General features: G+C 65.9%; 20 protein-coding genes. 14 read left to right on the top strand and 6 right to left on the bottom strand.

The genetic code is table 11. The annotated features are described in order from the left end of the window. The first annotated feature begins 73 nt into the window (after positions 1-73). The 3 genes from F618_RS0100490 (at position 74) to ntrC (ending at position 3,443) form a co-directional block, all read left to right on the top strand. A complete protein-coding gene (locus F618_RS0100490; RefSeq protein ID WP_019567475.1) occupies positions 74-721 on the top strand; it encodes a DUF4124 domain-containing protein in 648 nt (215 codons plus the stop codon). A gap of 188 nt (positions 722-909) precedes the next feature. After that, positions 910-2,007, top strand: a complete 1,098-nt coding sequence (glnL, locus tag F618_RS0100485; RefSeq protein WP_018937437.1) for a nitrogen regulation protein NR(II) — start codon at positions 910-912, stop codon at positions 2,005-2,007. Continuing rightward, positions 2,007-3,443 carry a nitrogen regulation protein NR(I) gene (gene ntrC, locus F618_RS0100480; protein WP_018145059.1) on the top strand — a complete coding sequence of 479 codons (1,437 nt, stop codon included), beginning with the start codon at positions 2,007-2,009 and terminating at the stop codon, positions 3,441-3,443. Before glnL ends, ntrC begins: the two co-directional genes overlap by 1 nt. A gap of 250 nt (positions 3,444-3,693) precedes the next feature. On the opposite strand, the gene F618_RS0100475 is transcribed toward ntrC, so the two are convergent. Then, complete coding sequence (locus F618_RS0100475; protein WP_018937436.1) at positions 3,694-4,686, bottom strand: dihydroorotate dehydrogenase; 993 nt, start codon at positions 4,684-4,686, stop codon at positions 3,694-3,696. On the opposite strand from F618_RS0100475, the gene F618_RS0100470 reads away from it, so the two are divergent. The 4 genes from F618_RS0100470 to F618_RS0100455 all read left to right on the top strand — a co-directional run bounded on the left by F618_RS0100470 (position 4,685) and on the right by F618_RS0100455 (position 8,053). Further along, a complete protein-coding gene (locus F618_RS0100470) occupies positions 4,685-5,149 on the top strand; it encodes a tRNA (cytidine(34)-2'-O)-methyltransferase (protein ID WP_018937435.1) in 465 nt (154 codons plus the stop codon). The two genes, F618_RS0100475 and F618_RS0100470, sit on opposite strands and share 2 nt — an antisense overlap. 118 nt (positions 5,150-5,267) lie before the next feature. Then, positions 5,268-6,140: a dienelactone hydrolase family protein gene (locus F618_RS0100465; RefSeq protein ID WP_019567474.1), complete on the top strand. Its 873-nt coding sequence runs from the start codon at positions 5,268-5,270 to the stop codon at positions 6,138-6,140. A 115-nt stretch (positions 6,141-6,255) separates the two neighbouring features. Further along, entirely contained in the window at positions 6,256-7,671 is a 1,416-nt protein-coding gene (locus tag F618_RS0100460; RefSeq protein WP_019563107.1) for a hypothetical protein, read from the top strand. Positions 7,672-7,732: 61 nt separating this feature from the next. Continuing rightward, on the top strand, positions 7,733-8,053 hold the full coding sequence (locus tag F618_RS0100455) for a hypothetical protein (protein ID WP_019563106.1): 321 nt from the start codon (positions 7,733-7,735) through the stop codon (positions 8,051-8,053). Positions 8,054-8,169: 116 nt separating this feature from the next. Here F618_RS0100455 and F618_RS0100450 read toward each other — a convergent pair whose 3' ends face one another. Next, positions 8,170-9,228: a porin gene (locus F618_RS0100450; protein ID WP_019567473.1), complete on the bottom strand. Its 1,059-nt coding sequence runs from the start codon at positions 9,226-9,228 to the stop codon at positions 8,170-8,172. Between the two features lie 210 nt (positions 9,229-9,438). On the opposite strand from F618_RS0100450, the gene F618_RS0100445 reads away from it, so the two are divergent. Both F618_RS0100445 and F618_RS0100440 read left to right on the top strand, forming a co-directional pair. Next, complete coding sequence (locus F618_RS0100445; RefSeq protein ID WP_019567472.1) at positions 9,439-10,884, top strand: hypothetical protein; 1,446 nt, start codon at positions 9,439-9,441, stop codon at positions 10,882-10,884. Positions 10,885-10,957: 73 nt separating this feature from the next. Beyond that, positions 10,958-13,021, top strand: a complete 2,064-nt coding sequence (locus F618_RS0100440) for a TonB-dependent receptor family protein (RefSeq protein WP_369772984.1) — start codon at positions 10,958-10,960, stop codon at positions 13,019-13,021. Between the two features lie 111 nt (positions 13,022-13,132). On the opposite strand, the gene F618_RS0100435 is transcribed toward F618_RS0100440, so the two are convergent. Both F618_RS0100435 and F618_RS0100430 read right to left on the bottom strand, forming a co-directional pair. After that, positions 13,133-13,861 carry a rhomboid family intramembrane serine protease gene (locus F618_RS0100435; RefSeq protein WP_018948200.1) on the bottom strand — a complete coding sequence of 243 codons (729 nt, stop codon included), beginning with the start codon at positions 13,859-13,861 and terminating at the stop codon, positions 13,133-13,135. A 203-nt stretch (positions 13,862-14,064) separates the two neighbouring features. Next, entirely contained in the window at positions 14,065-15,570 is a 1,506-nt protein-coding gene (locus F618_RS0100430) for a SulP family inorganic anion transporter (RefSeq protein ID WP_019567470.1), read from the bottom strand. A 311-nt stretch (positions 15,571-15,881) separates the two neighbouring features. Between F618_RS0100430 and F618_RS0100425 the strand changes: the two genes are divergently transcribed. Then, positions 15,882-16,370 (top strand): universal stress protein, encoded by a 489-nt coding sequence (locus F618_RS0100425; RefSeq protein ID WP_018145067.1) that lies wholly within the window; start codon positions 15,882-15,884, stop codon positions 16,368-16,370. Between the two features lie 95 nt (positions 16,371-16,465). On the opposite strand, the gene moaA is transcribed toward F618_RS0100425, so the two are convergent. Beyond that, positions 16,466-17,476 (bottom strand): GTP 3',8-cyclase MoaA, encoded by a 1,011-nt coding sequence (gene moaA / locus F618_RS0100420; protein WP_018168892.1) that lies wholly within the window; start codon positions 17,474-17,476, stop codon positions 16,466-16,468. 235 nt (positions 17,477-17,711) lie between these two features. On the opposite strand from moaA, the gene F618_RS0100415 reads away from it, so the two are divergent. The 3 genes from F618_RS0100415 to F618_RS0100405 all read left to right on the top strand — a co-directional run bounded on the left by F618_RS0100415 (position 17,712) and on the right by F618_RS0100405 (position 22,357). Then, positions 17,712-20,621 carry a molybdopterin oxidoreductase family protein gene (locus tag F618_RS0100415; RefSeq protein WP_019567469.1) on the top strand — a complete coding sequence of 970 codons (2,910 nt, stop codon included), beginning with the start codon at positions 17,712-17,714 and terminating at the stop codon, positions 20,619-20,621. A gap of 75 nt (positions 20,622-20,696) precedes the next feature. Further along, positions 20,697-21,392 (top strand): 4Fe-4S dicluster domain-containing protein, encoded by a 696-nt coding sequence (locus F618_RS0100410; RefSeq protein ID WP_038032074.1) that lies wholly within the window; start codon positions 20,697-20,699, stop codon positions 21,390-21,392. A gap of 26 nt (positions 21,393-21,418) precedes the next feature. Further along, positions 21,419-22,357 carry a DmsC/YnfH family molybdoenzyme membrane anchor subunit gene (locus tag F618_RS0100405; RefSeq protein ID WP_019567468.1) on the top strand — a complete coding sequence of 313 codons (939 nt, stop codon included), beginning with the start codon at positions 21,419-21,421 and terminating at the stop codon, positions 22,355-22,357. Positions 22,358-22,451: 94 nt separating this feature from the next. Here the strand turns inward: F618_RS0100405 and F618_RS16510 are convergent, their stop codons facing one another. Then, the gene (locus F618_RS16510; protein WP_018937428.1) at positions 22,452-22,586 is read right to left on the bottom strand and encodes a hypothetical protein; all 135 of its coding nucleotides are present in this window, start codon (positions 22,584-22,586) and stop codon (positions 22,452-22,454) included. A gap of 174 nt (positions 22,587-22,760) precedes the next feature. On the opposite strand from F618_RS16510, the gene rfaH reads away from it, so the two are divergent. Further along, the gene (gene rfaH / locus F618_RS0100395) at positions 22,761-23,312 is read left to right on the top strand and encodes a transcription/translation regulatory transformer protein RfaH (protein ID WP_018950939.1); all 552 of its coding nucleotides are present in this window, start codon (positions 22,761-22,763) and stop codon (positions 23,310-23,312) included. The last annotated feature ends 172 nt before the right edge of the window (positions 23,313-23,484 follow it).

The raw sequence follows: 23,484 nt of genomic DNA, 5'->3' as shown, positions 1-23,484 counted from the left end.
GGTGCCTGGGCCAGTCGTTCGCAAACACAACGAGGCGGGGTCGTGGATCCGTGCCTTCCAAGGAGGAAAGCCCATGTTCCGAATCGCTGTCTGGCTGGCGTTGCCCCTGGCCGCCCTTCTCGCCCCTGCGCTCCTGAGTGCCGACGTCTATCGCTGGACCGACGATCAAGGCAATGTCCACTTCGGCGACCGCCCCCCCGAGGGGAGCCGTAGCGAATCGGTCGATGTGCGTGAGCCGATGCGGGGCGTGCCGCTGGAGGGCGCGCGTGAGATCCTCGAGCGCCCCGTGCGCCCGCGCGGTCAGCCCGAAGCGGAGGGTGCCTACCAGCGGGTCGCTATCGCGCGGCCGGGGGATAGCGAGGGCGTGCGGGCGAACGATGGCAATGTGACCGCGGAGCTCGAGATTGAACCGGCGCTTGACGCCGATGCCGGTCACCGTGTGGTCTGGTTGCTGGACGGGGAGGCTGCCGGCGAGGGGGCCTCGACGAGCGCGACCTTCCAGGGCCTGAACCGCGGTGCCTATACCCTGCAGGCGCGGGTCGTGGACGAGTCGGGTCAGGAACTGGGCGCCAGCGATACCATCGAGTTCAACGTGCTGCGCATGGCCATCCCGCGCAGTCAGCAACAGCAGCAACGGCCCCAGCAGTTTCCGTCGGGCGGAGCACCGCAGGCACCGCAGGCTCCCCGGGCGCCGCAGCCGGTGACGCCTGGCCCGAATTGACGCCGGCACTCGCATAGCGCACCGAAGTGGTGCGGTTGACGCCCCAGATTGGTGCTATTATTGCACCACTCTGGGGCGTTTCGGTTTCAAGGGTGTCGGCGGCCAGGCTTCTGGTGTGACGCAGCCCTCGGCTTCAGCGTCCCGCCCGGCGATTTTCGCTTGGCGCGATTCCTGCTTGAGGCCTTTCGATGACTACGCCCGCTGCCAATCCCGGTATGACCACCCCGCCCTGGTGGGACGACCTCTCCACGGCCGTGCTGGTGACCGATGCGGAACTGCGCCTGCTGAGCCTGAACAGTGCGGCCGAGGTCCTGCTCGGGCTTAGCCGCGAACGCATCGTCGGTCACGGACTGGGGCAATGGCTCAAGTTGGACCGGAATCTGGCCAACCGCCTGCGTTCGGCGCTGACCCTGGATCAGCCGATCACGCTGCGTGCCCGTCAGATGGAGCCCCTCCGAGCCGACAGCTTCCTGGCCGACGTGATCATCACGCCACTGCACGCCGCCGGCGAGCGGCCAGGCCAGCTGCTGTTCGAACTGAACGCCATCGACCGCCACGAGCGCATCAGCCGCGAGGAACAGTTGCAGAAGCAGCAGGCGATCACCCGTGCAGTGACGCGCGGGCTGGCCCACGAGATCAAGAACCCGTTGGGCGGGCTGCGCGGCGCGGCGCAGTTGCTCGCCAGCGAGCTGGACGACTCGGGCCTCAAGGAATACACCCAGATCATCATTCGCGAGGCGGACCGCCTGCGCAGCCTGGTCGACCGCATGCTGGGGCCGAACAACATGCCGCGGCGCGAGGCCGTCAATCTGCACGAGGTCCTGGAGCACGTCCGGGGCCTGGTCAGCGTGCAACTGCCGCTGGGGCTGAAGATCCGCGGCGACTACGACCCCAGTATTCCCGACGTGCAGGCGGATCGCGACATGCTGGTGCAGGCCATCCTCAACCTGGTGCAGAACGCGGTGCATGCACTGGAAGACGGGGGGCAGATCACCCTGAGCTCGCGGATCCTGCGCCAGTACACGATCTCCGGGAAGCGCCACCGGCTGGTGGCCAAACTGAGTGTGCGCGACAACGGCCCCGGCATCCCGGAGGAGATCCGCGAACGCATCTTTTTCCCGATGGTCACCGGGCGCGCCGAGGGCACCGGGCTGGGGCTGCCGATTGCCCAGAGCCTGATCCAGCTGCATGACGGCTTGATCGAATGCCATTCGCGCCCGGGGGCGACCTCATTCGACATCCTGCTTCCTATTGATTCCCCCCAGGGCCGGGAGGAGACGCACTGATGGAACCCATCGTCTGGATCATTGACGACGACGACTCGATTCGCTGGGTGCTGGAACGCGCCCTCCAGCGTCACGCGATCGCCGTGCGCGGCTTCGAGACCGCGGACGCTGCCTGGGCGGCGCTCGAGCGGGATCCGGTCCCGGACACCATCGTCGCCGACATCCGCATGCCGGGCCTGAACGGGCTGGATTTCCTCGCCCGCATGCAGACCCGCCCGGATCCGCCGCCGGTCATCATCATGACCGCCTTCTCCGATCTGGAGAGCGCGGTGGGCGCTTACCAGACCGGGGCCTTCGAGTACCTGCCCAAGCCGTTCGACGTGGACGAGGCCGTGGCCCTGGTGCAACGCGCGCTGGAGGCGCGCCGTGCCGGGCAGGAGAACGGCCCCGCCGGTCCCGAGATCGAGGAGACCCCGATCATCGGCGAGGCCCCGGCCATGCAGGAGATGTTCCGTGCCATCGGGCGGCTCTCGCGCAGCAATATCACCGTGCTGATCAATGGCGAGTCCGGTACCGGCAAGGAGCTGGTCGCGCGGGCCCTGCACCAGCACAGCCCGCGCGCCGACCAGCCGTTGATCGCGCTGAACACCGCAGCCATCCCCAAGGATCTCCTGGAAAGCGAGCTGTTCGGTCACGAACGCGGCGCGTTCACCGGGGCCAACCAGAGTCGCAAGGGCCGCTTCGAGCAGGCCGACGGCGGGACCCTGTTCCTCGACGAGATCGGCGATATGCCGTTCGACCTGCAGACGCGTCTGTTGCGGGTGCTGTCCGATGGCACGTTCTACCGTGTGGGCGGCCATACCCCGATCCGGGTGGACGTGCGCATCATCGCCGCGACCCACCAGGACCTGGAAGAACGCGTCCGCGCGGGCTTGTTCCGCGAGGATCTGTTCCACCGCCTGAACGTGATCCGCATCCACGTGCCCTCCCTGCGCGAGCGGCCGGAGGATATCCCGTTGCTGGTACAGCACTTCATGGCCGAGGTCGCTCAGGAACTGGGGGTGGAGGCCAAGACCATGCGCCCCGAGGTGGTCGCGGAGCTGCAGCGCCTGCCGTGGCCGGGGAACGTCCGCCAGCTGGAAAACACTTGCCGCTGGCTCACCGTGATGGCGTCGGGCCGCGAGGTGCACCTGGATGACCTGCCGGCCGAGTTGCACCAGCCGACCGAGAGCCGTGCCGAGCCCGGGAGTGCCCCGGTCCGTGTCGCTGCCGGGCCGCGGGACTGGACCGCCGAACTCGCCCAGGTCGCCCGCCAGCACTGGCAGCGCGGCGATCACGACCTGCTGGGCTCGGTCCTGCCGCAGATGGAACGCACGGTGATCCGCGAGGCCCTGAACGCGACCGGTGGTCACCGCCAGCAGGCGGCCGCCCTGCTTGGGTGGGGCCGCAACACCCTCACCCGCAAGATCCAGGAACTCGGCCTCGACGACGAGTAGGTCTTTTCACCGCGAAGGCACGAAGAAGGGCAAGGGCGATTTAACCCCAGAGATCACGGAGGACACGGAGAAAACCAGGGATCGTCTTGTTACGGGTAGGATGCAGATGAGCCATGCGAAACGCATCGGCCACACGGGGTGGCTCGGCCCCGATGCGTTTCGCATGGCTCAACGCATCCTACCCCTCTGAAAAATTGGCGCCTTTCTCCGTGTCCTTCGTGGTCAACAGGCTCTTTAGTGAACCGGCCTTTCAGGTGGTGGGATCCTGCGGAGCAGGCGGGGCGCAGGCGGAGACGGCACCGTTCAGTTGCAGGGTGCCGGTCAGGTCGCGCACGTGGGTGTAGCCGTGGCGGTCCATGTAGTCGCTGATGCCGTGCAGGATCTTCGGCAGGCACAGTGCGTCGTAGAACAGGCCCGTGCCCACGCCCACGGTGCTGGCGCCGGCGATCAGGAATTCCAGCGCGTCGGTGGCATTCATCACGCCGCCCTGGCCGATGATCGGCACGTTGTGCGGCGCGGCCACCTGATAGACCTGCTGCACCTTCAGCAGCGCGATCGGCTTGATCGCCGGGCCGGACAGGCCGCCCTGGTTGTTGCCGATGACCGCGCGTCGGTTTTCCACGTCCACTGCCATCCCCATCAGGGTGTTGATGACCGCAAAGGCGTCGGTGCCGGCCTCGATGCAGCGCCGGGCATTCTCGGCGATGTCCGTCTGGTTGGGCGAGAGCTTGGTGATCAGCGGCTTGGAGGTGACCTTGCGGCAGGCCTCGACCACCCGCGCGGACATGTCCGGGTCATTGCCGAAGGCGACGCCGCCTTCCTTCACGTTGGGGCAGGAGATGTTGATCTCGATGGCGTCGATGGGCGAGTCGTCGAAGCGCCGGGTGACCTCGATGTACTCCTCGAGGGTGGAGCCCGAGACGTTGGCGAAGAAGCGCGTCTCGTCGAAGTCCAGCTGCGGCAGGGTGTGGTCCACCACGTGGTCGACCCCGGGGTTCTGCAGGCCGATGGCGTTGAGCATGCCGTCCGGGGTTTCGTAGACGCGGTGCGGGGCATTGCCCAGCCGTGCGGCGCCCGTGGTGCCCTTCAGGCAGATGGCCCCGGCATCGCGATTGGAGAAACCCGCCACGCGGGTGTATTCCTCGCCAAAGCCGACACAGCCGGACAGCAGCACCAGCGGCGTGTTCAAATGCAGGCCGCAGAATTCCAGGGCCAGCCGCGGATCGGTGCGCGAATCACTCATGCTTCACATCGTCCTCTATGAACCGGAGATCCCGCCGAACACGGGCAATATCATTCGTCTGGCGGCCAATACCGGGGCGGCGCTGCACCTGATCCACCCGCTCGGCTTCGAGCTGGACAGTGCGCGGGCGCGCCGCGCCGGGCTCGACTATCACGAGCTGGCCCGGGTGCAAGAGTATGACAGCCTCGACCAGTGGCGGGAATCGGTGCAGCCTGGCCGGGTGTTCGCCATGACCACGCGCGGGCAGGCCCGCTACGACGCCCCGACCTTCCGTGATGGCGATGCCTTGTTGTTCGGCCCGGAGACGCGCGGTCTGCCGGAGTCGGTCCTGGAGACCCTGCCGCCGGAGCATCGCCTGCGTCTCCCGATGCGCGAGGGCAGCCGCAGCCTCAACCTCTCCAATGCCGTCGCGGTGGTGGTCTACGAGGCCTGGCGCCAGCTGGGGTTTCCCGGCGGCGCATGATCCCAAACTGGCGGGATGGGCACGGCCTGCGGGATTGCACTACCCTCGGAAGAAAGCACCCGCGCCGTCCGTCTTTCGAGGGCGATCGCGTCCGTACGTCCACCACGAGAGGTTTCCGATGTTTCCAGTGCTGCGTTCTTTCTGTCTGCTGGCCGCCACGGCCCTGATCTCGGCCCCGCTGGCGGCCGATGAAACCACCGGTTCCGACAACTGGTGGTGGGACGACAACTGGTGGGAGGACGGGGTCATGTACGCCGATCTCGAAAACCACGAGGTGGCGATCGAACGCATCGAATACGAGCGCGATGGCATCGGCATTCCAGCGATGGTCGCCCGTCCGGCGGACGGTGAGGACTATCCCGCAATCCTCTGGACCCATGGCCGGCGCGGCCTGGACGATCTGGCCGAACTGCACGTGAAGCGCCTGGCCGCGCGCGGTTTCGTCGTGCTGGCGCCGGATCTGTACACCGGCCGCTTTATGGAGAGTCATCCGCTGGACCATGATTACGAGCTGGAAGGCGATCTGAACAGCGGTCTGGACGTGCTGCTGGAACGCGACGACATCGTGGGTGACCGCGCCTGTCTGGTGTCCATCACCCGTGGCGGCTACAAGGCGCTCAAAGTCGCCGTCACCTTCGAGCGCCAGGTCGAGGATGTCGCCTGCTGGGCCGGCTACTACCCGCACCTGCAGGACCCGAACCTGGGCGAGCCGCACCAGGTGTATCGCTACGCCAACGAGGTCAACGAGCTCGAGATCCCGATGATGATCCTGATCGGGGACGAGGAGCAGTATCAGCGTCACCGTACCGCGCGCATGGCCGCCGACGGTCTCGCAAGCCGCGGGGGCGAAGTGCACTGGATCGAATACCCCGGCGTGGGCCGCGGCTTCGACTTCCGCAACGGCAACAACCGCACCTTCGCCGACGACCTCGCATCGCGCGACGCCATGATCCGCGTCACCCGCTTCGTCAACCAGCACCTGCGCGACTGAACCTGGGGCATTACCGGCCCGTCGCCCGCCGGCATTGACCGCTGCGCGCCGGGCCGGCTAGGCTCGCCCCAATCCCCGGCACGGATAGCCGAGGTCCCAGCAAAGGATTCCGTTCATGAACCGCGTATTGTTCGCGGGCGTCCTGCCCGCCGTTGCCCTGGCGCTCGCCACGGGTTGCAGCTCCCCCTATCCCGACGAAGCCGAGTTCGATCTCGGCGATCTCTCGATCGCCGAACAGGCCGAGTTCCGGCAGCAAGTCCTCGGCAGTCTCGACGCGGGCTGGTCGTTCATGTTGTCCCCCGACGCCGCCGCAGCCGTGCAACCGCTCGGTGAACACCTGGACGAGCTCTCCGAACGACTGGATGAAGAGCCGAACGAGCCTGCCGACCTGGCGCTGATGTACGAGGGCGAGGCGGCGGCCGAGCTCGAGCGGGCCTACGTGACGTTAATCGACAAGCGCCGTTCAACCCGCGAAGCCTTCGAGAGCGAACAGGCCGAGGCCCGGGCAGAGCTGGAACAGGCGCACACGGAGCTGGCGGCCGAGCGCGAGGCGCTGGATGAGGAGCTCGCGGGGATCGACGCCTTCGTCGCAGACGAGCGCGAGGTGGTGGAGGCCCTGGAGGCCAAAATTGAGGCCCTCGAGGCCAGGCAGGAGGAGGTCGCGGATTCCATCCTCGCGGCGATGAACGAAGCCATCATGGAGCACGAGCTCCCGATCCGCGCGCTCAGCCAGTTCAACGGCTATTCGTGGCGTTCCTGGGAGGCCGACAATAGCCGTGCCTGTGCAGATACTGACAACCCATTGGTGGTCGATGCGCGCGAGTCGCACGGGGTTTGCGTGATGGTCTCCTCACGCCCGTACAGGGGTGATGACACCGTGCAGGAGCGCCTGGACCCGATCCTCGTCTCTGGCCTGCTCGATTACTACGAGCTGGACGAGACGCTCGGCATTCGGGCCCGCTTCGGGCGCCGCGCGCCCGACGGGACCCTGCGCGGCGATCTCGACGAGGCCCGCGATGCGCTGAATGACCGGTTCGTCGTCGCGGAAAACCGTTACGGCACCCGTCGCGATCTGCGCAATGAAGAGGTGCGGCTCGACCGCCGCGCAACCTCGCTGGACCATCAGACTCAGCAGCTGGACAACCGAACGATGTTTTCTGGCGGTCACACGAACGAGCGCAACGCGCTGAGCTCTGCCCAGCGGGCCTACGCCCGGGCGCTGCTCGCGGACGCGATGGGTGAGCACGTGCAGCCGATCGGCGAGATGAGCGATGACCACGTATTCCCGCTGGGCGCGCGCCGAGGCACGGCGATCCTCGTTACCCAGCATCGCCAGCGTGGCATCACCCGGAGGATGGAAACCATCCTGACCCTGTTCCAGGTCGAACTCGACGATGGATATGCCGATTACGAGCGGGTCCCGGTCAACCCGGAGCACGACAATGTCGATTTTGTTCGCTTCCGCGGCGAAGGCCGTGACGAGGCGAACCAGGTGATCTATGCCGCGCTGGCGGAACAGATGCTGAACTAGGTATGGACGGATTCGGGGCGCACGTCCGGTGTGTCCCGCAATGCACAAGGAGGAGTGAACGATGAAGACAAAGATGATGCTGGCCACCGCAGGGATCGGCCTTCTGCTGGCGGGTTGTTCCGGTGGTCCGTCGACCGGTGATGTGGAGCAGGCGCTGCAGGCGGCCACGGACCAGATGGCTCAGGAGATGGCGCAAATGGGCATGCCCGCGGGGGATGTCAGCTTTGACGTGCACAGTCGCGACTGTGCCGAAGTGGACGGAGGCCGAGCCTATGATTGCACGATCGAGGCCACGCTCAGTGACGGACGCGGGAATACGGAAGAGATTGTCGACGAGATTCGTATGGTAGAAGGCAGCAGTGGCTGGCGCGTAACCCGCTAGTCATCAAGCCTGTGCTGAACGAGAAACCCCCGCCGGATTACGCCCCGGCGGGGGTTTTTTGTGTGCAGCCCGTACCCAGCTCTCCCGGGCTTCAGGGCGCGGGCTGCTGCCGCGACTTAGAAGTCGTAACGCATGCCGATGGACAGCGCCGTGGCGTTCTCGCCTTCGGTGCCGCCCGGACGGGCGGAGCGCGCCGCACCCCACGGGGTCAGGGCCGAGGTGTCGTCGTTGTCGACCATGGCGATGTTGCCGTAGAAGCGCAGATCGCTATCCAGGCGGTATTCGAGACCCAGGGCATACATGGTGGCGTCGGCATCGTCCAGGTCGGAATCCAGCTGGAAGACGTGACCGTTCAGGTACATGCTCGGGGTCAGGCGGAACTGCCCGCCAAGGCCGTACACATCCGCCTCGATGTCCGGAGTCACCAGGTTGCCGCCAACCGTGCGGGTGTTGTCGACTTCAGAGTTCTGGTAGAAGGCGCCGACGCGGAAGGCGGGGGTGATGCGATAGCCGACGGCCAGGCGCCAGGCATCCGGATCGTTGGCTCCGTTTTCCTGCTTTTCGTAGGCCAGGGCACCGGTCAGATCGCCCATGCTGAGGTTTAGCGAGGTGGAGTAGGCCTTGTTCTCCGCGCCATCCCCGGTGGTGGCATCACTGGTCTCGTTGGAGTACTGAATGTTCCAGGTCAGGCCGCCGAAGCTGGGGGTCTGGTAATGGATGCTGTTGTTGAAGCGCTCGTCGTAGCGGCCGTGAGCATTGGTACGCGTCAGGTTGCGCATGTCGCCGACCTGGTCGCCAAAGAAGTTGGCGGGCCCACGGGCGCGCTTGAACGGGGTATCAAACTTGCCGACGCGCAGCATGCCCCACTGGTCGCCGCGCAGGCCGACGAAGGTGTCGCGGGTCGCGAAGCCGAGTTCTTTGTCGTCGTCGGTATCGAAGTCCACTTGCTGTTCGATCTGGAACATCCCGACCAGCTGCTCGCGGAACTCGCGCTCGCCCTTGAAGCCCAGGCGGCTGGACTTGCTCGAGACGTTGAATTCGTTGTAGTCGGCGCCGTCGTCAAGGATGTCGGCGGACAGGTGGGCGCGGCCGTACAGCGTCCAGTCGGCGGCGGCCAGGGCCGGGACGACCAGGCCGGAGGCGATCAGGCTGGTCAGCAGGTGCTTGCGGTTCATGGATTTCTCCCCTATTTGCGTTTGAACGTTGGCGAGACGCGAGTGCCTCTCGACAGGGCACAAGCATGGGGAGGCCGGGTGACGCCCCGGTTAAGCTGCGATGAAGATCGCGTGAAAAGGCAACACTGTTGTGTAGACGCAACGGCTATCCGGGGGAACCGGTCGAAGCGTGCCCGGTCTGCTCAGGCATGGGCGACACGATCTGCCCGAATGTCGAACACACATCAGGGGAAGAAGATCATGACGACATCCGTAAAGGCGCTGGCCACGGTCGTGGCGTTCACACTGGCGGGTATGGCGAACGCCCAGGCCACCCCGGTGGGTGTGGCGCAGGGGCTGGATGCGGACGAGCGGGTCCTGGTGCATGCCAAGGGCATGGCCGCCGAGGATGCGTTCATGGTGTTGGGGGCGCTGACCGTCAAGGGCCGCCTGATGCGCGACAGCGAGCTGGGCCATGAGGGCTACCGGCCGGATCTGTCGGAGGATCCCATGCAGTCCGTCGGCCAGACCTGGCTGGAGCTGCTGGATACCGTGCACGGCCGGCTGGTCGACGACGGTCGCATCCGGGCGCATGCAGGGGGTGATGACGAGGCGGCCCCGGAGGTCTATGCCGATGCGGCCTACCTCTATCACATGCATCACAGCGCCGGGCGTTTCGAGCATCTCGGTCTGTACGACGAGCTGACGCATACGCCCTCGCCATTGATCTCGATCCTCACCAGCCATGTCGTCAACGAGCGCCACGCCGACGGGGTCATGCATGCGGCGAATGGTTCCGAAGCCGACGGCTTCGCCTACGGGCTGGACGCGCTGCATGCCGCGACGTACGCCTGGGTGCGCCAGGACAAACCGGGTGGCGCAGAGGATATGGGTAAGATGGAGCGTGCCGCGCTGGAGGGCTGGCTGGGCCACTCGCGCGAGGATCTGGTGGAGGTCGCCCGGGCCATGGCCGAGGCTGCGGAGGCGGCATGGGACGCGGAGGCCGGCATCTATCAGCTTGACCAGGGCGCGGAGTGGTCGCTGGACCAGATCGGAGCGATGTTGCGCGGCCACAAGGCGCTCTACGAGATGCTGTACCTGTACGGTGACTCGGCGGATGCCGAACGCGCCGCGACCCTGGCGGATCGCGCCGCAGCCATTGCCGGTGCGGTAATGGCGGGCCATGGCCCGATGCGCGACTGGGGCCTTCCGGCCCGGCTGAAATTCGAGGACGGCAATGCCCGAGCAGCCGCCGATTACGTGGATACCGCGGCGCAGTGGCGTTTTGTACATCAGCTGACTGGCGGCTTCTCGCTACTGCGCGAGCGTGAGGGCACCGCGGGCCTGATCGGCGAGCGCACCCCGGAGCTGGAAGGCCAGGTGGGGCGTGCGATCGACCGGTTGTTGTTGGGTGCGCTGGACTACCAGCTGGAGGACGGGACGATCCCCGCGGCCCTCAGTTACGCCGATGGGCGCGTCATAGACCCCCGGGTGACCACGCGGTCGGTCGCGGCCTTCGTGCAGGCCGTTGGCAATGGCTACCGCATCGGGGAAGCGTTCGATCGGCCCGGCGCCTGGGAAGAGGGTTCTCCTCTGGCGGAGCGCAGCCGCGCGTTGTATGACGCCTTCCTCGGCCATGGCGAGCTCCTGACCGAACGGCTGATTCTCCGGGAGTAACGGCAGCGTGCCGAAGCGGTTGCTCAGTGCGAGTGGCCGGGATGCCCGTGGCGCATTCAGCGGGGCCGTCCTGGTGCTTCCCCTGGCAGGCTTGGGGCTCGCCCCGGCATGGGCGGAGGATGAGGCGCCGCCGAGGCTCGATCCGGTCGAGATCACGGTGACGGCGCCGCGCCTGGCGACCCCGCTGGCGGATCTGCCGGCGGCGGTCAGCCGGGTCGACGAGCGCCAGGCCACCGAGGGGCGCCAGGGCCTGCAGCTGGACGAGGCGCTCAACCGTGTGCCGGGGCTGTTCGCGCAGAACCGCTACAACTTTGCCCAGGATGCGCGAATCTCGATCCGCGGGTTCGGTTCGCGCGCCCCGTTCGGGGTGCGTGGACTGCGCATCCTGCAGGACGGGATCCCCGAGACCACGCCGGACGGGCAGTCGCAGGTGGATGCGATCGACCTGCTGAATCTGCGCGACATCGAGGTGCTGCGCGGGCCCAGCGCGGCGTTGTACGGCAATGCCTCCGGCGGCGTGATCGCTGCGCGCACCCGCGACGGGCGGGATCCGCGCGGCTTCGGCGGCGGCGTGCTGATGGGCAGCTACGGTTATCGGCGCGCCGAAGCGGTGGCGGAGCAGAACCATGGGACCCACCGCTATTCCCTGACCGCACATGATTTCGCCATCGACGGCTACCGCGAACAGTCCACCGCCGAGAAGCGCTATCTGCGCCTGCACACCGCCTCGGAACTGGAAGCCGGCACCCTCAACTTTCACCTGCGCTACCTGGATGCGCCGCGCACCGATGACCCCGGCGGCCTGACCCGCGAGGAGATGCGCGAGGACCGGCGTGCCGCGGCCCCGCTGTCCACGGCGCTGGACAGCACCCAGTCCGCTGAACAGCTGACCACGGGCCTGCAATGGGAACAGCCCCTGGCCGGGGGTGAGCTGCGTCTGGGTGGCTTCTGGACCCAGCGCGACTATGCGCAGCAGTTGCCCTTCCCCGGGGATTCCCGCGTCGCCTACGAGCGCGATTTCTTTGGAGTCAATGCCCAGTACGAGCGCGATATCGGGCCGACCCGCGTGCTGACCGGTGTTGATCTGGAGGAGCAGCGCGACGACCGGACCCGGCGCTGTACCGACATTCAGGGAGCCGCGAACTGCCCGGGTGGCACGCCTTCGATCGGCGACCTGACGTTGGATCAGCGTGAACAGGCGCGCTCTCGCGGGGTATTTGTCCAGACCGATACCGCACTCGGGTCGGACTGGAACCTGGTGGCCGGCGCCCGTCACGATCGTATTCGCATGTCCATCGACGATCACTTCGCCGAGCGGTTTGACGACGGTAATGACGTCACGGACCGATCGGGCCGGCGGACCTTTGACGAGACCAGCGGCATGGCCGGGCTGATCTGGCACTTCCGGCCCGAGTATCGCGCCTACGTGAATGTGGCGACCAACTTCGAGACCCCGACCTTCACCGAGTTTGCCAATCCGGAGGGCGGAGGCGGCTTCAACCCCGAGGTGGACCCACAACGGGCGCGCAGTATCGAGGTCGGTATCCGGCGCGAGAATCCGCAGCTCTCCTGGGAGGCCTCGGTCTACGCTACCCGGGTGCGCGACGAGCTGTCGCCGTACCAGCTTGAAGGTCAGGGCGACCGGACGTTCTATACCAACGCCGGGCGCACGGCCCGCGATGGCGTTGAGCTAAGCGCAGACTGGCGGTTGAACCCACAGTGGACCCTGAGCGCCGCTGCAAGCCTCAATCGTTTCCGTTTTCGCGAGTTCGAGGATGCCGAGGGAGTTCGCCATGACGGCAACCGGATGCCGGGGCTGCCGCGCGAGCAGTTGTTCGTCGAGGCCGACTGGCGCGACGGCCCCTGGTTCGTGACCGTGGACGCGCTGCACGTGGGGTCGCGTTACGCGGACAACGCGAACACGGAGAAGGTGGGGCCGCAGACGACGCTGAACCTGCGCGCCGGCCGGTTCTGGCAGCAGGGCGATACCCGTGCCGAGGCCTTCGTCGCCGCCAACAACCTGCTGGATGCGGACAATGTCGACAACATCCGGATCAATGCGGCGGGCGGCCGCTACTACGAGCCAGCGCCGGGTCTGACCTTGATGGCGGGGGTGCGGATGTATTTCGGACAGTGAGAGGGGGGCGGTGCGGTTCGCTGCGCTCACGGCACCCTACGATCTGCGGGTCCGGAAGCATCATCGTAGGATGCGCTGAGCGTAGCGAACCGCATCAACACACGTGTCCGACTAATCACGTCGCCCCGGTTCCTCCGGCGGCTGTCTTGGCTCGATCTCGTCCAACCGCCCCTGCTCGATCTTGCGCAGGGTCTCCGGGTCGGTCTCGTCGTCGTCCTCCCAGGAGGATCGGCGCGCCGGGGGTAACGGGTCACGCCGGTACAGGAACCCGCCACAGACCGCGCCCACCACCGCGCCGAACAGGTGTGCCTCGAAGGACACCTTGGGACCACTGGGGAACACGCCCCACAGCATGCTTCCGTAAAGGAACAGGATGATGATGGCGAGCGCGATGGACAGCGCATCGCGGCGGCGAATCCCGATCACGACCGCGAAGAACATCAGACCGTGGGTAAGGCCGGACGCCCCGATGTGCAGCCCCTCGCGGGCAAACAGCCACACGCCCAGTCCACCCATCAGCCAGATCAGCGGCACCGCCGTGCGCGTGGCCTGGGGAAAGCCGTAGAGGGTCAGCATGCCCAGCACCCAGAGGGTCGGGACATTGGCCAGCAGGTGGCCCCAGGAGCCGTGGATCAGCGGCGAGGTGATGATGCCCAGCACCCCGACCGCGTCGCGCGGGAGGATGCCCAGGCGTGACCAGTCACCGCCGGTCAGCTCCTGCAGCGCATGGATCGCGATCAGGATGCCGGCTCCGAGCATGGGCCACATCAGGGCGCGCCGAATGCGCTCGCGTTCGGCCCTGGGATCGGTCGGGGGTGCCGGCCGGCGCAGATTCATCATGTGCCTAGCCTGCCACGCTCGGGCACGAGGTCCAATTTCTCTGGCTCCCGGGCGCCGCCCCTGGCACCGTCATTGCGAGGCCCCGCAGGGGCCGTGGCAACCTCCCAAAGCTGGCACCGAGTCGGGAGCCGGTGGTTCCGGATGGAGGTTGCCGCGTCGCCTTCGGCTCCTCGCAATGACGGTGCCGAAGGCGAACGGCGGGATTAGTGCCCGCCCGGCCCCAGGTCGGCGCCCTTGTCGTGCAGGGCGAGCTTGTCGTGGAGTTCGCCGCTCTCGCCGTGCGGGGCCTTCACGTCGACCTCCATGCCGTTACGGCGGAACTTGCCGACCACCTTGTCGATCGCGGCCACGGCCGAGCTGTCCCACAGCGAGGCGCGGGTCAGGTCGATCTCCACGTTATGGATGCGCTCGCGATAGTCGAAGCTGTCGATGAACTTGTCCACGGCGACGAAGAACAGCTGGCCCCGCACAGTGTAGATGCGGGTCTTGCCGTCCTCCGACAGGTCACTCTTCACTTCCACCGCCTTGACCATCTTGCGTGCGAAGAAGATCGCGGCGAGCAGCACGCCGGCGAACACGCCCATCGACAGGTCGTGGGTGATCACGGTGACCGCGACGGTCACGATCAGCACCACGGCATCGGTGCGCGGCAACTTGTGCAGCGTGGTCAGCGAGCCCCAATCGAAGGTGGCGATGGAGACCATGATCATCACCGCGACCAGTGCGGCCATCGGGATGATCGAGACCAGATCGCCCAGCACCAGGATGAAGAACAGCAGGAACAGGCCGGCCGACAGGGTCGACAGCCGACCGAGACCGCCGGACTTGATGTTGATGACCGACTGGCCAATCATCGCGCAGCCGGCCATGCCGCCGAAGAAGCCGGTGACGATGTTGGCGATGCCCTGGCCCTGGGCCTCGCGGTTCTTGCCGGAGGGGGTGTCGGTCAGGTCATCGAGGATCGAGGCCGTCAGCAGCGACTCCAGCAGACCAACGATCGCCAGCGCGAAGGCGGTCGGGAAGATGATCTGCAGGGTCTCCAGGTTCCGCGGGATGTCCGGGAACAGGAACACCGGCAGGCCGGAGGGCAGGTCGCCCATGTCGCCGACTTCCAGCGTGGGCATGCCCATGTAGTAGACGACGGCGGTTAGCGCGATGATCGCGACCAGCGGTGGCGGCAGGAGCTTCGGGTAGCCCGGGATCATCGGCAGGCCGTAGAGGATGATCAGGCCGGCCGCGACCAGCGCCCACATGGTGGTGTCGCCATCGACCAGGTAGGGCACCTGGGAGAGAAAGATCAGGATCGCCAGTGCGTTGACGAAGCCGACCAGCACGGTGCGCGGTATGAACATCATGTAGCGCGCGAGCTTGGCCCACGAGAACAGGAGCTGGATGAGCCCGGTCAGGATGGTGGCCGCCAGCAGATACTGCAGCCCGTGCTCGGCCACCAGCGTGACCGTGAGCAGGGCCATCGCCCCGGTTGCCGCCGAGATCATTCCGGGCCGCCCGCCGGCGAAGGCGATCACCACGGCCATGGTGAACGAGGCGTACAGGCCCACGCTCGGATCGACGCCGGCAATGATGGAGAAGGCGATCGCCTCGGGGATCAGGGCCAGTGCGACCACGATCCCGGCGATCAGGTCGCCGCGGACATTGAAGAACCAGACCTTGCGCTGGCGGGACAGGAAGTCTTGTATGGTCTGCTGCACGTTGCGTTCCCCAATACCGGTGCGCGCCGAAGCCGACCCGGGTCGGGATCAACGGGTGAACGAACAGGTACCAGAGACTTTGGGAGGCGCGGATCCACGCGAAGGGTTGGATCGGCGTTTCCCCGGGAAGTAGCCGGGCCCGGTTGCCACCAGTGGATGGCGCGGTTGCAAGCGGTTCGGTGCCAGTACAGACTGAGAACCGCTCAGGAAAGGCGCGAAATTGTACCACTCTATGTAGTCGAGTTCTGAAGTTTTCATGACCCCGGGCGCGTACGCCGGGTCGGTTTCATGCGATCACAAAGGGGATCCCCATGCTGCAGCGCGTCATCATCGCCATCGACTTCTCGCCCGCTTCGGCCTCGGCCCTGGCGATTGCCCGCCAGCACTGCCCGGGGGCGAAGAAGCGGTTGCTCTATGTGATGAAGCCGTCGGACGTGGCCGGTCCCAGCTCTGCCGGTGCGTTCAGTGGTGCGGGCTCGTCGCCGCTGAACGCGAAGGACATGCGCAATGCTGCGGAGGAGAAGGTGCGTGCCCAGATGCAGGAGTGGGCCGAGGCAGACGACGACGTCGCCATCGCCGTGGGCAGCGCCCCCGAGGAAATTTCCCGCCACGCCGAAGAGTGGGGTGCGGACATGATCGTGATGGGGACCCGTGGGCGCAGCCAGATCTCCAACATGCTCTCCGGTTCTGCCACCGAGTGGCTGGTGCGCAATGCGCGCCTGCCGGTGCTGGTGGTGCACGACGTGCCGCTGTCCGACTCGATGAAGGAAAAGCTGCCGCCGGAAGGCGCCGTCGACTGAAGCGGCTCGCAGCCCTCCCGGCATGCAGAAGGCCCGCTTTCAGCGGGCCTTTCTCGTTCCTGCGGCATGCTCTCGCGATGACGGCTGGTCGGGCGTCAGCCCCCGGTCATGGACATGAAGCGCAGGACTTTCTCCGGGCGCTCGGAGAATTCGTGGCGTTCCGGCTTCAGGTTGATGGCCTGTACCACCAGGTCCTCCAGTTCCGAATCGGTGCAGCCCTCGCGCAGGTAGGGGCGCAGGTTCAGGCTGTGGTCGTTGCCGAGGCAGGTGTAGATGGTGCCGTCCACCGACAGGCGCACGCGGTTGCAGGTATCGCAGAAGTGCTGCGAGATCGGGGTGATGAAGCCGATGCGCACATCGGTATCCGGGATCTGCATGTAGCGCGCCGGGCCACCCCCGGGCATCACGCCGGGCACTAGGTTGTAACGCGGCTCCAGGCGGGCACGCACATCCTGCAGGTTCACGTAATGGCCCTCTTTCGCCTGGCGGCCCGTGTCGCCCATCGGCATGGTCTCGATGAAGCGCAGGGTGAAGCCGTGCTCGATGCAGAAGTCGACCATGTCCTCGACCTCCGGCTCGTTGATCCCGCCCATCACGACCATGTTGATCTTGATTGGGGCGAGGCCCGCGGCCTTGGAGGCCATCAGCCCGTCCAGCACCTTCTCCAGCTTGCCGCCGGTGATCTCCTTGAAGACCTCGGGCTTGAGCGAATCGAGGCTGACGTTGATCCGGTCGACGCCAGCATCCTTCAGCTCCTGCGCATGGCGCGCCATGCGCGTGGCGTTGGTGGACAGCGAGATATCGTCGATGCCGGGCAGGGCATTCAGGCGCGCGGCCAGATCCGGGAGGTTCTTGCGCACCAGGGGCTCGCCGCCGGTCAGGCGCACACGGCGGGTGCCGAGGCGACCGAAGGCGCCCATAACGCGCTCGATCTCCTCGAAGCTGAGCCAGTGTTCCGGCTCCTCGAAGTCGCGAAAGCCCTTGGGCATGCAGTAGAAACAGCGCAGATCGCAGCGATCGGTGACCGAGAGGCGCACGTATTCGATGCGGCGACCGAAGGCGTCGATCAGGGCGTTTCCTTCCGTGGGGGTGTCGGCGTGTTCCATTGGCGGGCCTGTGACGTCGAGTGGGGCGATATGTTCCGTGGTACACATCGTAGATCATTTTGCCGTCTTTGCCACATGAACGTGCAAATCATCTGTGGATTCGCGCCACAATAAAAAAAATCTTCACCCGATAATTCTGGTTTATCCGCAAATAGAAAAGACTCGTTGGCAGAATGTGTCCGCTCCGTCCACAATGCGCGATGCATAACTGAACCGAGATCACGAGGTCGCCCCCATGAGCGCGTTGCCCGAATTCGAAAAGCACGGCGAGCAGGAGATCAAGTACACCACCTGCTACATGTGCGCCTGTCGTTGTGGTATCAAGGTTACCGTCCAGGACAACAAGGTCCGCTACATCCAGGGGAATCGGCACCACCCGATCAACAAGGGTGTGCTCTGCGCCAAGGGCAACGCGGGGATCATGAAGCAGCAGTCCCCGGCGCGCCTGCACCAGCCGATGCGCCGCAAGCCGGGCACCGAGCGCGGTGCTGGCGAGTTCGAGCCGATCTCCTGGGACGAGGCGCTGGACACCCTGTCCGCGCGCCTGCAGAAGATCCGCGAGACCGACCCGCGCAAGCTGGCGTTCTTCACCGGCCGTGACCAGATGCAGGCCCTGACCGGCCTGTGGGCAACCCAGTTCGGTACCTACAACTGGGCGGCCCACGGTGGCTTCTGCTCGGTGAACATGGCCGCCGGCGGCCTGTATACCACTGGCTTCGCCTTCTGGGAATTCGGCGACCCCGACTGGGATCGCACCAAGTACCACATGCTCTGGGGTGTGGCGGAAGACCATGCCTCCAACCCGATCAAGATCGGGCTGGAAAAGCTCAAGCGCAGCGGCGGCAAGTTCGTCGCGATCAACCCGGTGCGCACCGGCTACCAGGCGATCGCCGACGAGTGGGTGGGCATCAAGCCCGGCACCGACGGCCTGTTCGCGCTGTCGATGCTGCACGTGCTGCTGAAGAACGACCAGTTCGACTGGGACTTCCTGGTGCGCTACACCAACGCCACCCAGCTGGTGGTACAGACCCCGGGCCAGAAGGGCGACGGCCTGATCCTGCGTGACGAGGCCGGCAACCCGCAGGTCTGGGAACTGGAGAAGGAGGCCTTCGTCGACGGCAGCCAGGTCGACATCAAGCCGGCCCTGTTCGGTGAGTACACCGCCCCGGACGGCCGCCCGGTCAAGACCGTGATGACCCTGCTGGCCGAACGTTACCTGGCGGACGAGTATTCCCCGGAGAATACCGCCGCGGTGACCGGCATCCCGGCCGAGCAGACCGAGCGCCTGGCGCTGGAGATGGCCCACGTCGCGTTCAAGGAGACCATCGAGCTCGACATCGAGTGGACCGACTCCTGGGGCCGCAAGCACGACAAGGTGTTCGGGCGTCCGGTGTCCATGCACGCGATGCGCGGCATCTCCGCGCACTCCAATGGATTCCAGACCTGCCGCGCGATCCACCTGCTGCAGATCATGCTGGGCTCGGTGGACTGCCCCGGCGGTCACCTGGCCAAGCCGCCATATCCGAAGCACATCCCGCCGGGCATCAAGCCGGCCAAGGAATGCGCCCCGAACACCCCGCTGAAGAGCCCGCCGCTCGGTTTCCCGACCGCGCCGGAGGATCTGGTCATCGATGACGACGGCAACCCGCTGCGCATCGACAAGGCCTTCTCCTGGGATGCGCCGGTGTCCAACCACGGCATGATGCACATGGTGGTGACCAACGCGGTCAACGCCGACCCGTACCCGATCGACACCCTGATCTTCTTCATGGCGAACATGTCGTGGAACTCCACGATGAACACCGCCGAAGTGATGGACATGCTGCGGTCCAAGGACGAGAACGGCGAGTACAAGATCCCGTTCCTGGTGGTCTCGGATGCGTTCAATTCCGAGATGGTCAGCTTCGCCGACCTGGTGCTGCCGGATACCACCTATCTGGAACGCTACGACACCATCTCCATGCTCGACCGCCCGATCTCCGAGCCGGCCGCGGCGGCGGACTCCATCCGCCACCCGATCCTCGAGCCCGATCGCAACGTGCGGCCGTGGCAGGAGGTCATGGTCGAGCTGGCCGGGCGCCTGAAGTTCCCGGCGTTCACCAAGGACGATGGCAGCCGCAAGTTCTCGGACTACAAGGACTTCATCGTCAACTTCGAGAAGGAGCCGGGCATCGGCTTCCTGTCCGGCTATCGCGGCAAGGACGGCAAGAGCCACCTGCGCGGCGAGCCGAACCCGAAGCAGTGGGAGGCGTACATCGAGAACCAGGGGTTCTTCCTGTACCACCTGGCGCCGAATCAGCAGTTCTACCGCTACGCCAACAAGGACTACCTGGAGCTGGCCAAGCACGCCGGCTGGGTAGGCAAGACCGATCCGATCACGATCGAGATCTACTCCGAGACCCAGCAGCGCTTCAAGCTGGCCGGCCAGGGCCTGTACGACGGCCCGCAACCGACCAAGCAGGAGCACAAGGACCGGCTGACCCAGTACTTCGATCCGCTGCCCATCTGGCACAAGCCGCTGGAGCAGACCCGGATCGACGAGGACGAGTACCCGTTCTACGCGGTCAACCAGCGTCCGATGTTCATGTACCACTCCTGGGATTCGCAGAACGCCTGGCTGCGCCAGATCTGCGCCCAGAACTACCTGTACATGAACCGTCAGAAGGCGGAGTCCATGGGCATCGAGGATCTGTCCTGGGTGTGGCTGGAGTCGCACAACGGCAAGATTCGCGCGCAGGTCAAGCTGATCGAGGGCTGCGAGCCCAGCACCGTCTGGACCTGGAACGCCATCGGCAAGCAGAAGGGCGCCTGGGGCCTGAAGCCGGAGGCGAACGAGTCGCAGAAGGGCTTCCTGATGAATCACCTGATCAGCGAGCTGCTCCCGAAGAAGGGCGACCCGATCGACAACATCACCAACTCCGACCCGGTCACCGGGCAGGCCGCGTGGTACGACCTCAAGGTCAAGATCACCCCGGCCGGTCCCGACGAGCAGAGCGCCTGGCCGCAGTTCGACGAGGTGAAGGCCACGCCGGGCATGTCCGAATCGCCGGACCAGTTGCGCTACCACGCGCACAAGCCCGTGCACCTGAACCGCGACATCCGCGACGTGCTCACGCGCGGTTCGCTGGACGACGAGAAAAACTGATCCGGCCCGGTTCCGCGACGGCCTCACGGCCATCGCGGGGCTTGCCCGCACGAACGATTTGAGGGAGTACCAACCATGCGACTTGGACTCGTAATCGACATGGACACCTGCGTGGGCTGCCACGCCTGCGCGGTGGCCTGCAAGCAGTGGAACACCAGCGGCACCACGGGTCCGCTGACCGACTATCGCCCCTACGGCGAGGACCCGAGCGGCGTGTGGTTCAACCGCATCCGCCACTACGAGGTCGGGGACTACCCCAACAACAAGACCGTCAACATCCCGATGTCCTGCATGCACTGCGAGCATGCCGACTGCGTGAATGTCTGCCCGACCGGCGCCTCCTACAAGCGCCCGGAAGACGGCATCGTGCTGGTCGATCAGGACAAGTGCATGGGCTGCAACTACTGCGCCTGGGCCTGCCCGTACGGCGCTCGCGAGCTCGACCGCGAAGACGGCGTGATGAAGAAGTGCACGCTTTGCGTGGACCGCATCTACGACGAGCAGCTGCCGCCGGAAGAGCGTCAGCCCGCCTGCGTGATCACCTGCCCGGCGCACGCGCGTTTCTTCGGCGACTTCGATGACGACGCCTCCGAGGTGAGCCGCCTGGTCCGCGAGCGTGGCGGCGTGAAGCAGATGCCCGAGCTTGGCTACAAGCCGGTCAACACCTATCTGCCGCCGCGGATCACCCGTTCCATCCCCACCGACGACGTGCGTGCCAACACGCTGATCACCTCGGTGAAGGACTGGGTCAACAAGATGGTGGCGCGCTAAGCGCGCCCGATCGGGGAGAGAAAACCATGCATCCGGCGTTTTCCGTCATTCTGTTTACTGTCATCTCCGGAGCGGGCTACGGCCTGTTCCTGCTGCTGGTGGCCTTCCATCTCGCGGGCATCGGCCCGGCCATGAGCCATGGCGAGCTGATCGCGCACGGGGTTGCGGCCCTGGGCATGATCACCGTCGGGCTCATGCTGTCCACCGGCCACCTGGCGAACAAGAAGAACGCCTGGCGTTCCTTTATGCGCTTCAAGACCTCCTGGCTCTCGCGCGAAGCGGTATTTGCCGTGCTGTTCTACCCGTTCGCCGCGATCTATGGCCTCGGCGTGCTGCTGCAGGGCCACGAGGTCGGTCCGTTGGCCGCAGTGGCTGGCGCCATCGCCGCCGTGCTGGCGGTGGTCACGCTGTTCTCCACAGGGATGATCTACGGCTGCCTGAAGACCATCCGCCAGTGGAACACCGCGCTGACCCCGGCCAACTACATCCTTCTGGGTGTGGCCACCGGTGCCGTCGCCTTCGCCGCCATTGCCAGTGTGTTCGGCAACGCCACCGCGATGCATGCGGGCGTGGCCATCGTGCTGCTGCTGATCGCCGGCGTCCTCAAGGGGATCTACTACTTCTGGATCTCCCGCGTGACCGGCCCGACCATCAACACCGCCACCACCTTCAACCGCGCGACCGTGCGCTTGCTGGATACCGGGCATACCGCCGGTACCTTCCTGACCGACGAGTTTGGCTACGATGCAGGCAAGAACACCACCGACACCCTGAAGATGGGCGTGTTCCTGCTCGCGTTCGGTACCCCGATCCTGGTGTTCGCCGCGATCCTGTCCGGCGTGCCGGCCATCGTGGCCTGGCTCGGCCTGGTCGCGGCTCTGGTGGGTGTGGTCATGGAGCGCTGGCTGTTCTTCGCCGAGGCCCGGCACGTCGTGCGCTTGTACCATGGGGACCAGCACACCTGAGCCCCGCTGGCTGAAGTGGCACATCGAACGCCCGCCTTGCGCGGGCGTTTTCATGGGCGGCCGTGGTGGCCGCTGGCCGGCGGGCGCGGATGTCTTACTCGCGCTGCTTGTCCTGGCGCATGCCGTGGATGATGTAATAGCCCACGTAGCCAAAGAAGGCCACGATCCCCAGCAGGGTGATGATGGTCAGAATGCCGATGGGCGACTGGAACATGATTTCGGTCAGCATGAGGGTTCTCCTGAGGTCTCGTTGCACCTCTGAAGCTAGCGCTGCCCCGGGCTGTCGAATTTGATCCAGATCAAGGCAGTAGCCGATCGCCCCGGCAACCCTGTGCATCCAGTTTCGTGATGCAACTACGCACGTTTGCTGCCAGTCGGCCTATCATTAGAGCGAGCTGATGCTATGGGTGGTGCGCCATTGCCGGTGCACTGCTGCGACGAGGTCCCTTTGAAACACTGGTACACCATTCAATGCAAACCCCGGGAAGAAGCCCGCGCCGAGGCGAATCTCGACCGCCAGGGGTATCGCACGTTCCGGCCGCTGATCCGCCGGCCCATTCGCCGCGGGGGGCGCCGCACCGCCGTCACCGAGTCCCTGTTTCCGCGCTACCTCTTCGCACAGCTTTGCGAGGTCGCAGAAAACTGGGCCCCAATTCGCTCTACGCGCGGCGTGCTTGGTTTGGTGCGCTTTGGCTCCAGCCCGGTGCCGGTTCCCGAGCCGGTCATCGAGGGGATCCGCCTGCGCCTGGACCCCGAGAGCGGCTGTCTCGATCTTACCCGTGACAGTGACTTCGCCCCGCAGCAGCCGGTCACCATCACGGATGGGCCGTTCCAGGGGCGCGAGGCCTTGTTTCTCGCCCGTACCGGAGAAGAGCGCGTGATCGTTCTCATGCAGATCATGAGCCAGTGTCAGCAGGTCGAGCTGCCGGCTGCGGCCGTGGGGCCTGTTGTCTGATCGGGCTGTGCGAGCGCAAGCCGGTCGTCTGCGATGTGCAGAGACTGGGGGTTGTCCGGGTGGGGCGGATCGGTTGTCCCGTTCAGCGGGCCTCGGCTGGAGAAGGGGCGTCCGGCCCCGGGATCCATCCGCATAACGAAGAAGGGCCCATACAATGGGCCCTTCTTTGTCG

This window comes from Thioalkalivibrio sp. ALMg13-2 (genome assembly GCF_000381185.1).
In the GTDB taxonomy this organism is placed as follows: domain Bacteria; phylum Pseudomonadota; class Gammaproteobacteria; order Ectothiorhodospirales; family Ectothiorhodospiraceae; genus Thioalkalivibrio; species Thioalkalivibrio versutus.
Note: the sequence above shows the minus strand (reverse complement) of the source record. Positions and strands in the feature narration are given on the sequence as shown.

Coding starts and splice junctions, on each gene's coding strand:
- F618_RS0100490 (WP_019567475.1), top strand. CDS start 74: ATGTTCCGAATCGCTGTCTGGCTGGCGTTGCCCCTGGCCGCCCTTCTC.
- glnL (WP_018937437.1), top strand. CDS start 910: ATGACTACGCCCGCTGCCAATCCCGGTATGACCACCCCGCCCTGGTGG.
- ntrC (WP_018145059.1), top strand. CDS start 2,007: ATGGAACCCATCGTCTGGATCATTGACGACGACGACTCGATTCGCTGG.
- F618_RS0100470 (WP_018937435.1), top strand. CDS start 4,685: ATGCTTCACATCGTCCTCTATGAACCGGAGATCCCGCCGAACACGGGC.
- F618_RS0100475 (WP_018937436.1), bottom strand. CDS start 4,686: ATGAGTGATTCGCGCACCGATCCGCGGCTGGCCCTGGAATTCTGCGGC.
- F618_RS0100465 (WP_019567474.1), top strand. CDS start 5,268: ATGTTTCCAGTGCTGCGTTCTTTCTGTCTGCTGGCCGCCACGGCCCTG.
- F618_RS0100460 (WP_019563107.1), top strand. CDS start 6,256: ATGAACCGCGTATTGTTCGCGGGCGTCCTGCCCGCCGTTGCCCTGGCG.
- F618_RS0100455 (WP_019563106.1), top strand. CDS start 7,733: ATGAAGACAAAGATGATGCTGGCCACCGCAGGGATCGGCCTTCTGCTG.
- F618_RS0100450 (WP_019567473.1), bottom strand. CDS start 9,228: ATGAACCGCAAGCACCTGCTGACCAGCCTGATCGCCTCCGGCCTGGTC.
- F618_RS0100445 (WP_019567472.1), top strand. CDS start 9,439: ATGTCGAACACACATCAGGGGAAGAAGATCATGACGACATCCGTAAAG.
- F618_RS0100435 (WP_018948200.1), bottom strand. CDS start 13,861: ATGATGAATCTGCGCCGGCCGGCACCCCCGACCGATCCCAGGGCCGAA.
- F618_RS0100425 (WP_018145067.1), top strand. CDS start 15,882: ATGCTGCAGCGCGTCATCATCGCCATCGACTTCTCGCCCGCTTCGGCC.
- moaA (WP_018168892.1), bottom strand. CDS start 17,476: ATGGAACACGCCGACACCCCCACGGAAGGAAACGCCCTGATCGACGCC.
- F618_RS0100415 (WP_019567469.1), top strand. CDS start 17,712: ATGAGCGCGTTGCCCGAATTCGAAAAGCACGGCGAGCAGGAGATCAAG.
- F618_RS0100410 (WP_038032074.1), top strand. CDS start 20,697: ATGCGACTTGGACTCGTAATCGACATGGACACCTGCGTGGGCTGCCAC.
- F618_RS0100405 (WP_019567468.1), top strand. CDS start 21,419: ATGCATCCGGCGTTTTCCGTCATTCTGTTTACTGTCATCTCCGGAGCG.
- F618_RS16510 (WP_018937428.1), bottom strand. CDS start 22,586: ATGCTGACCGAAATCATGTTCCAGTCGCCCATCGGCATTCTGACCATC.
- rfaH (WP_018950939.1), top strand. CDS start 22,761: ATGGGTGGTGCGCCATTGCCGGTGCACTGCTGCGACGAGGTCCCTTTG.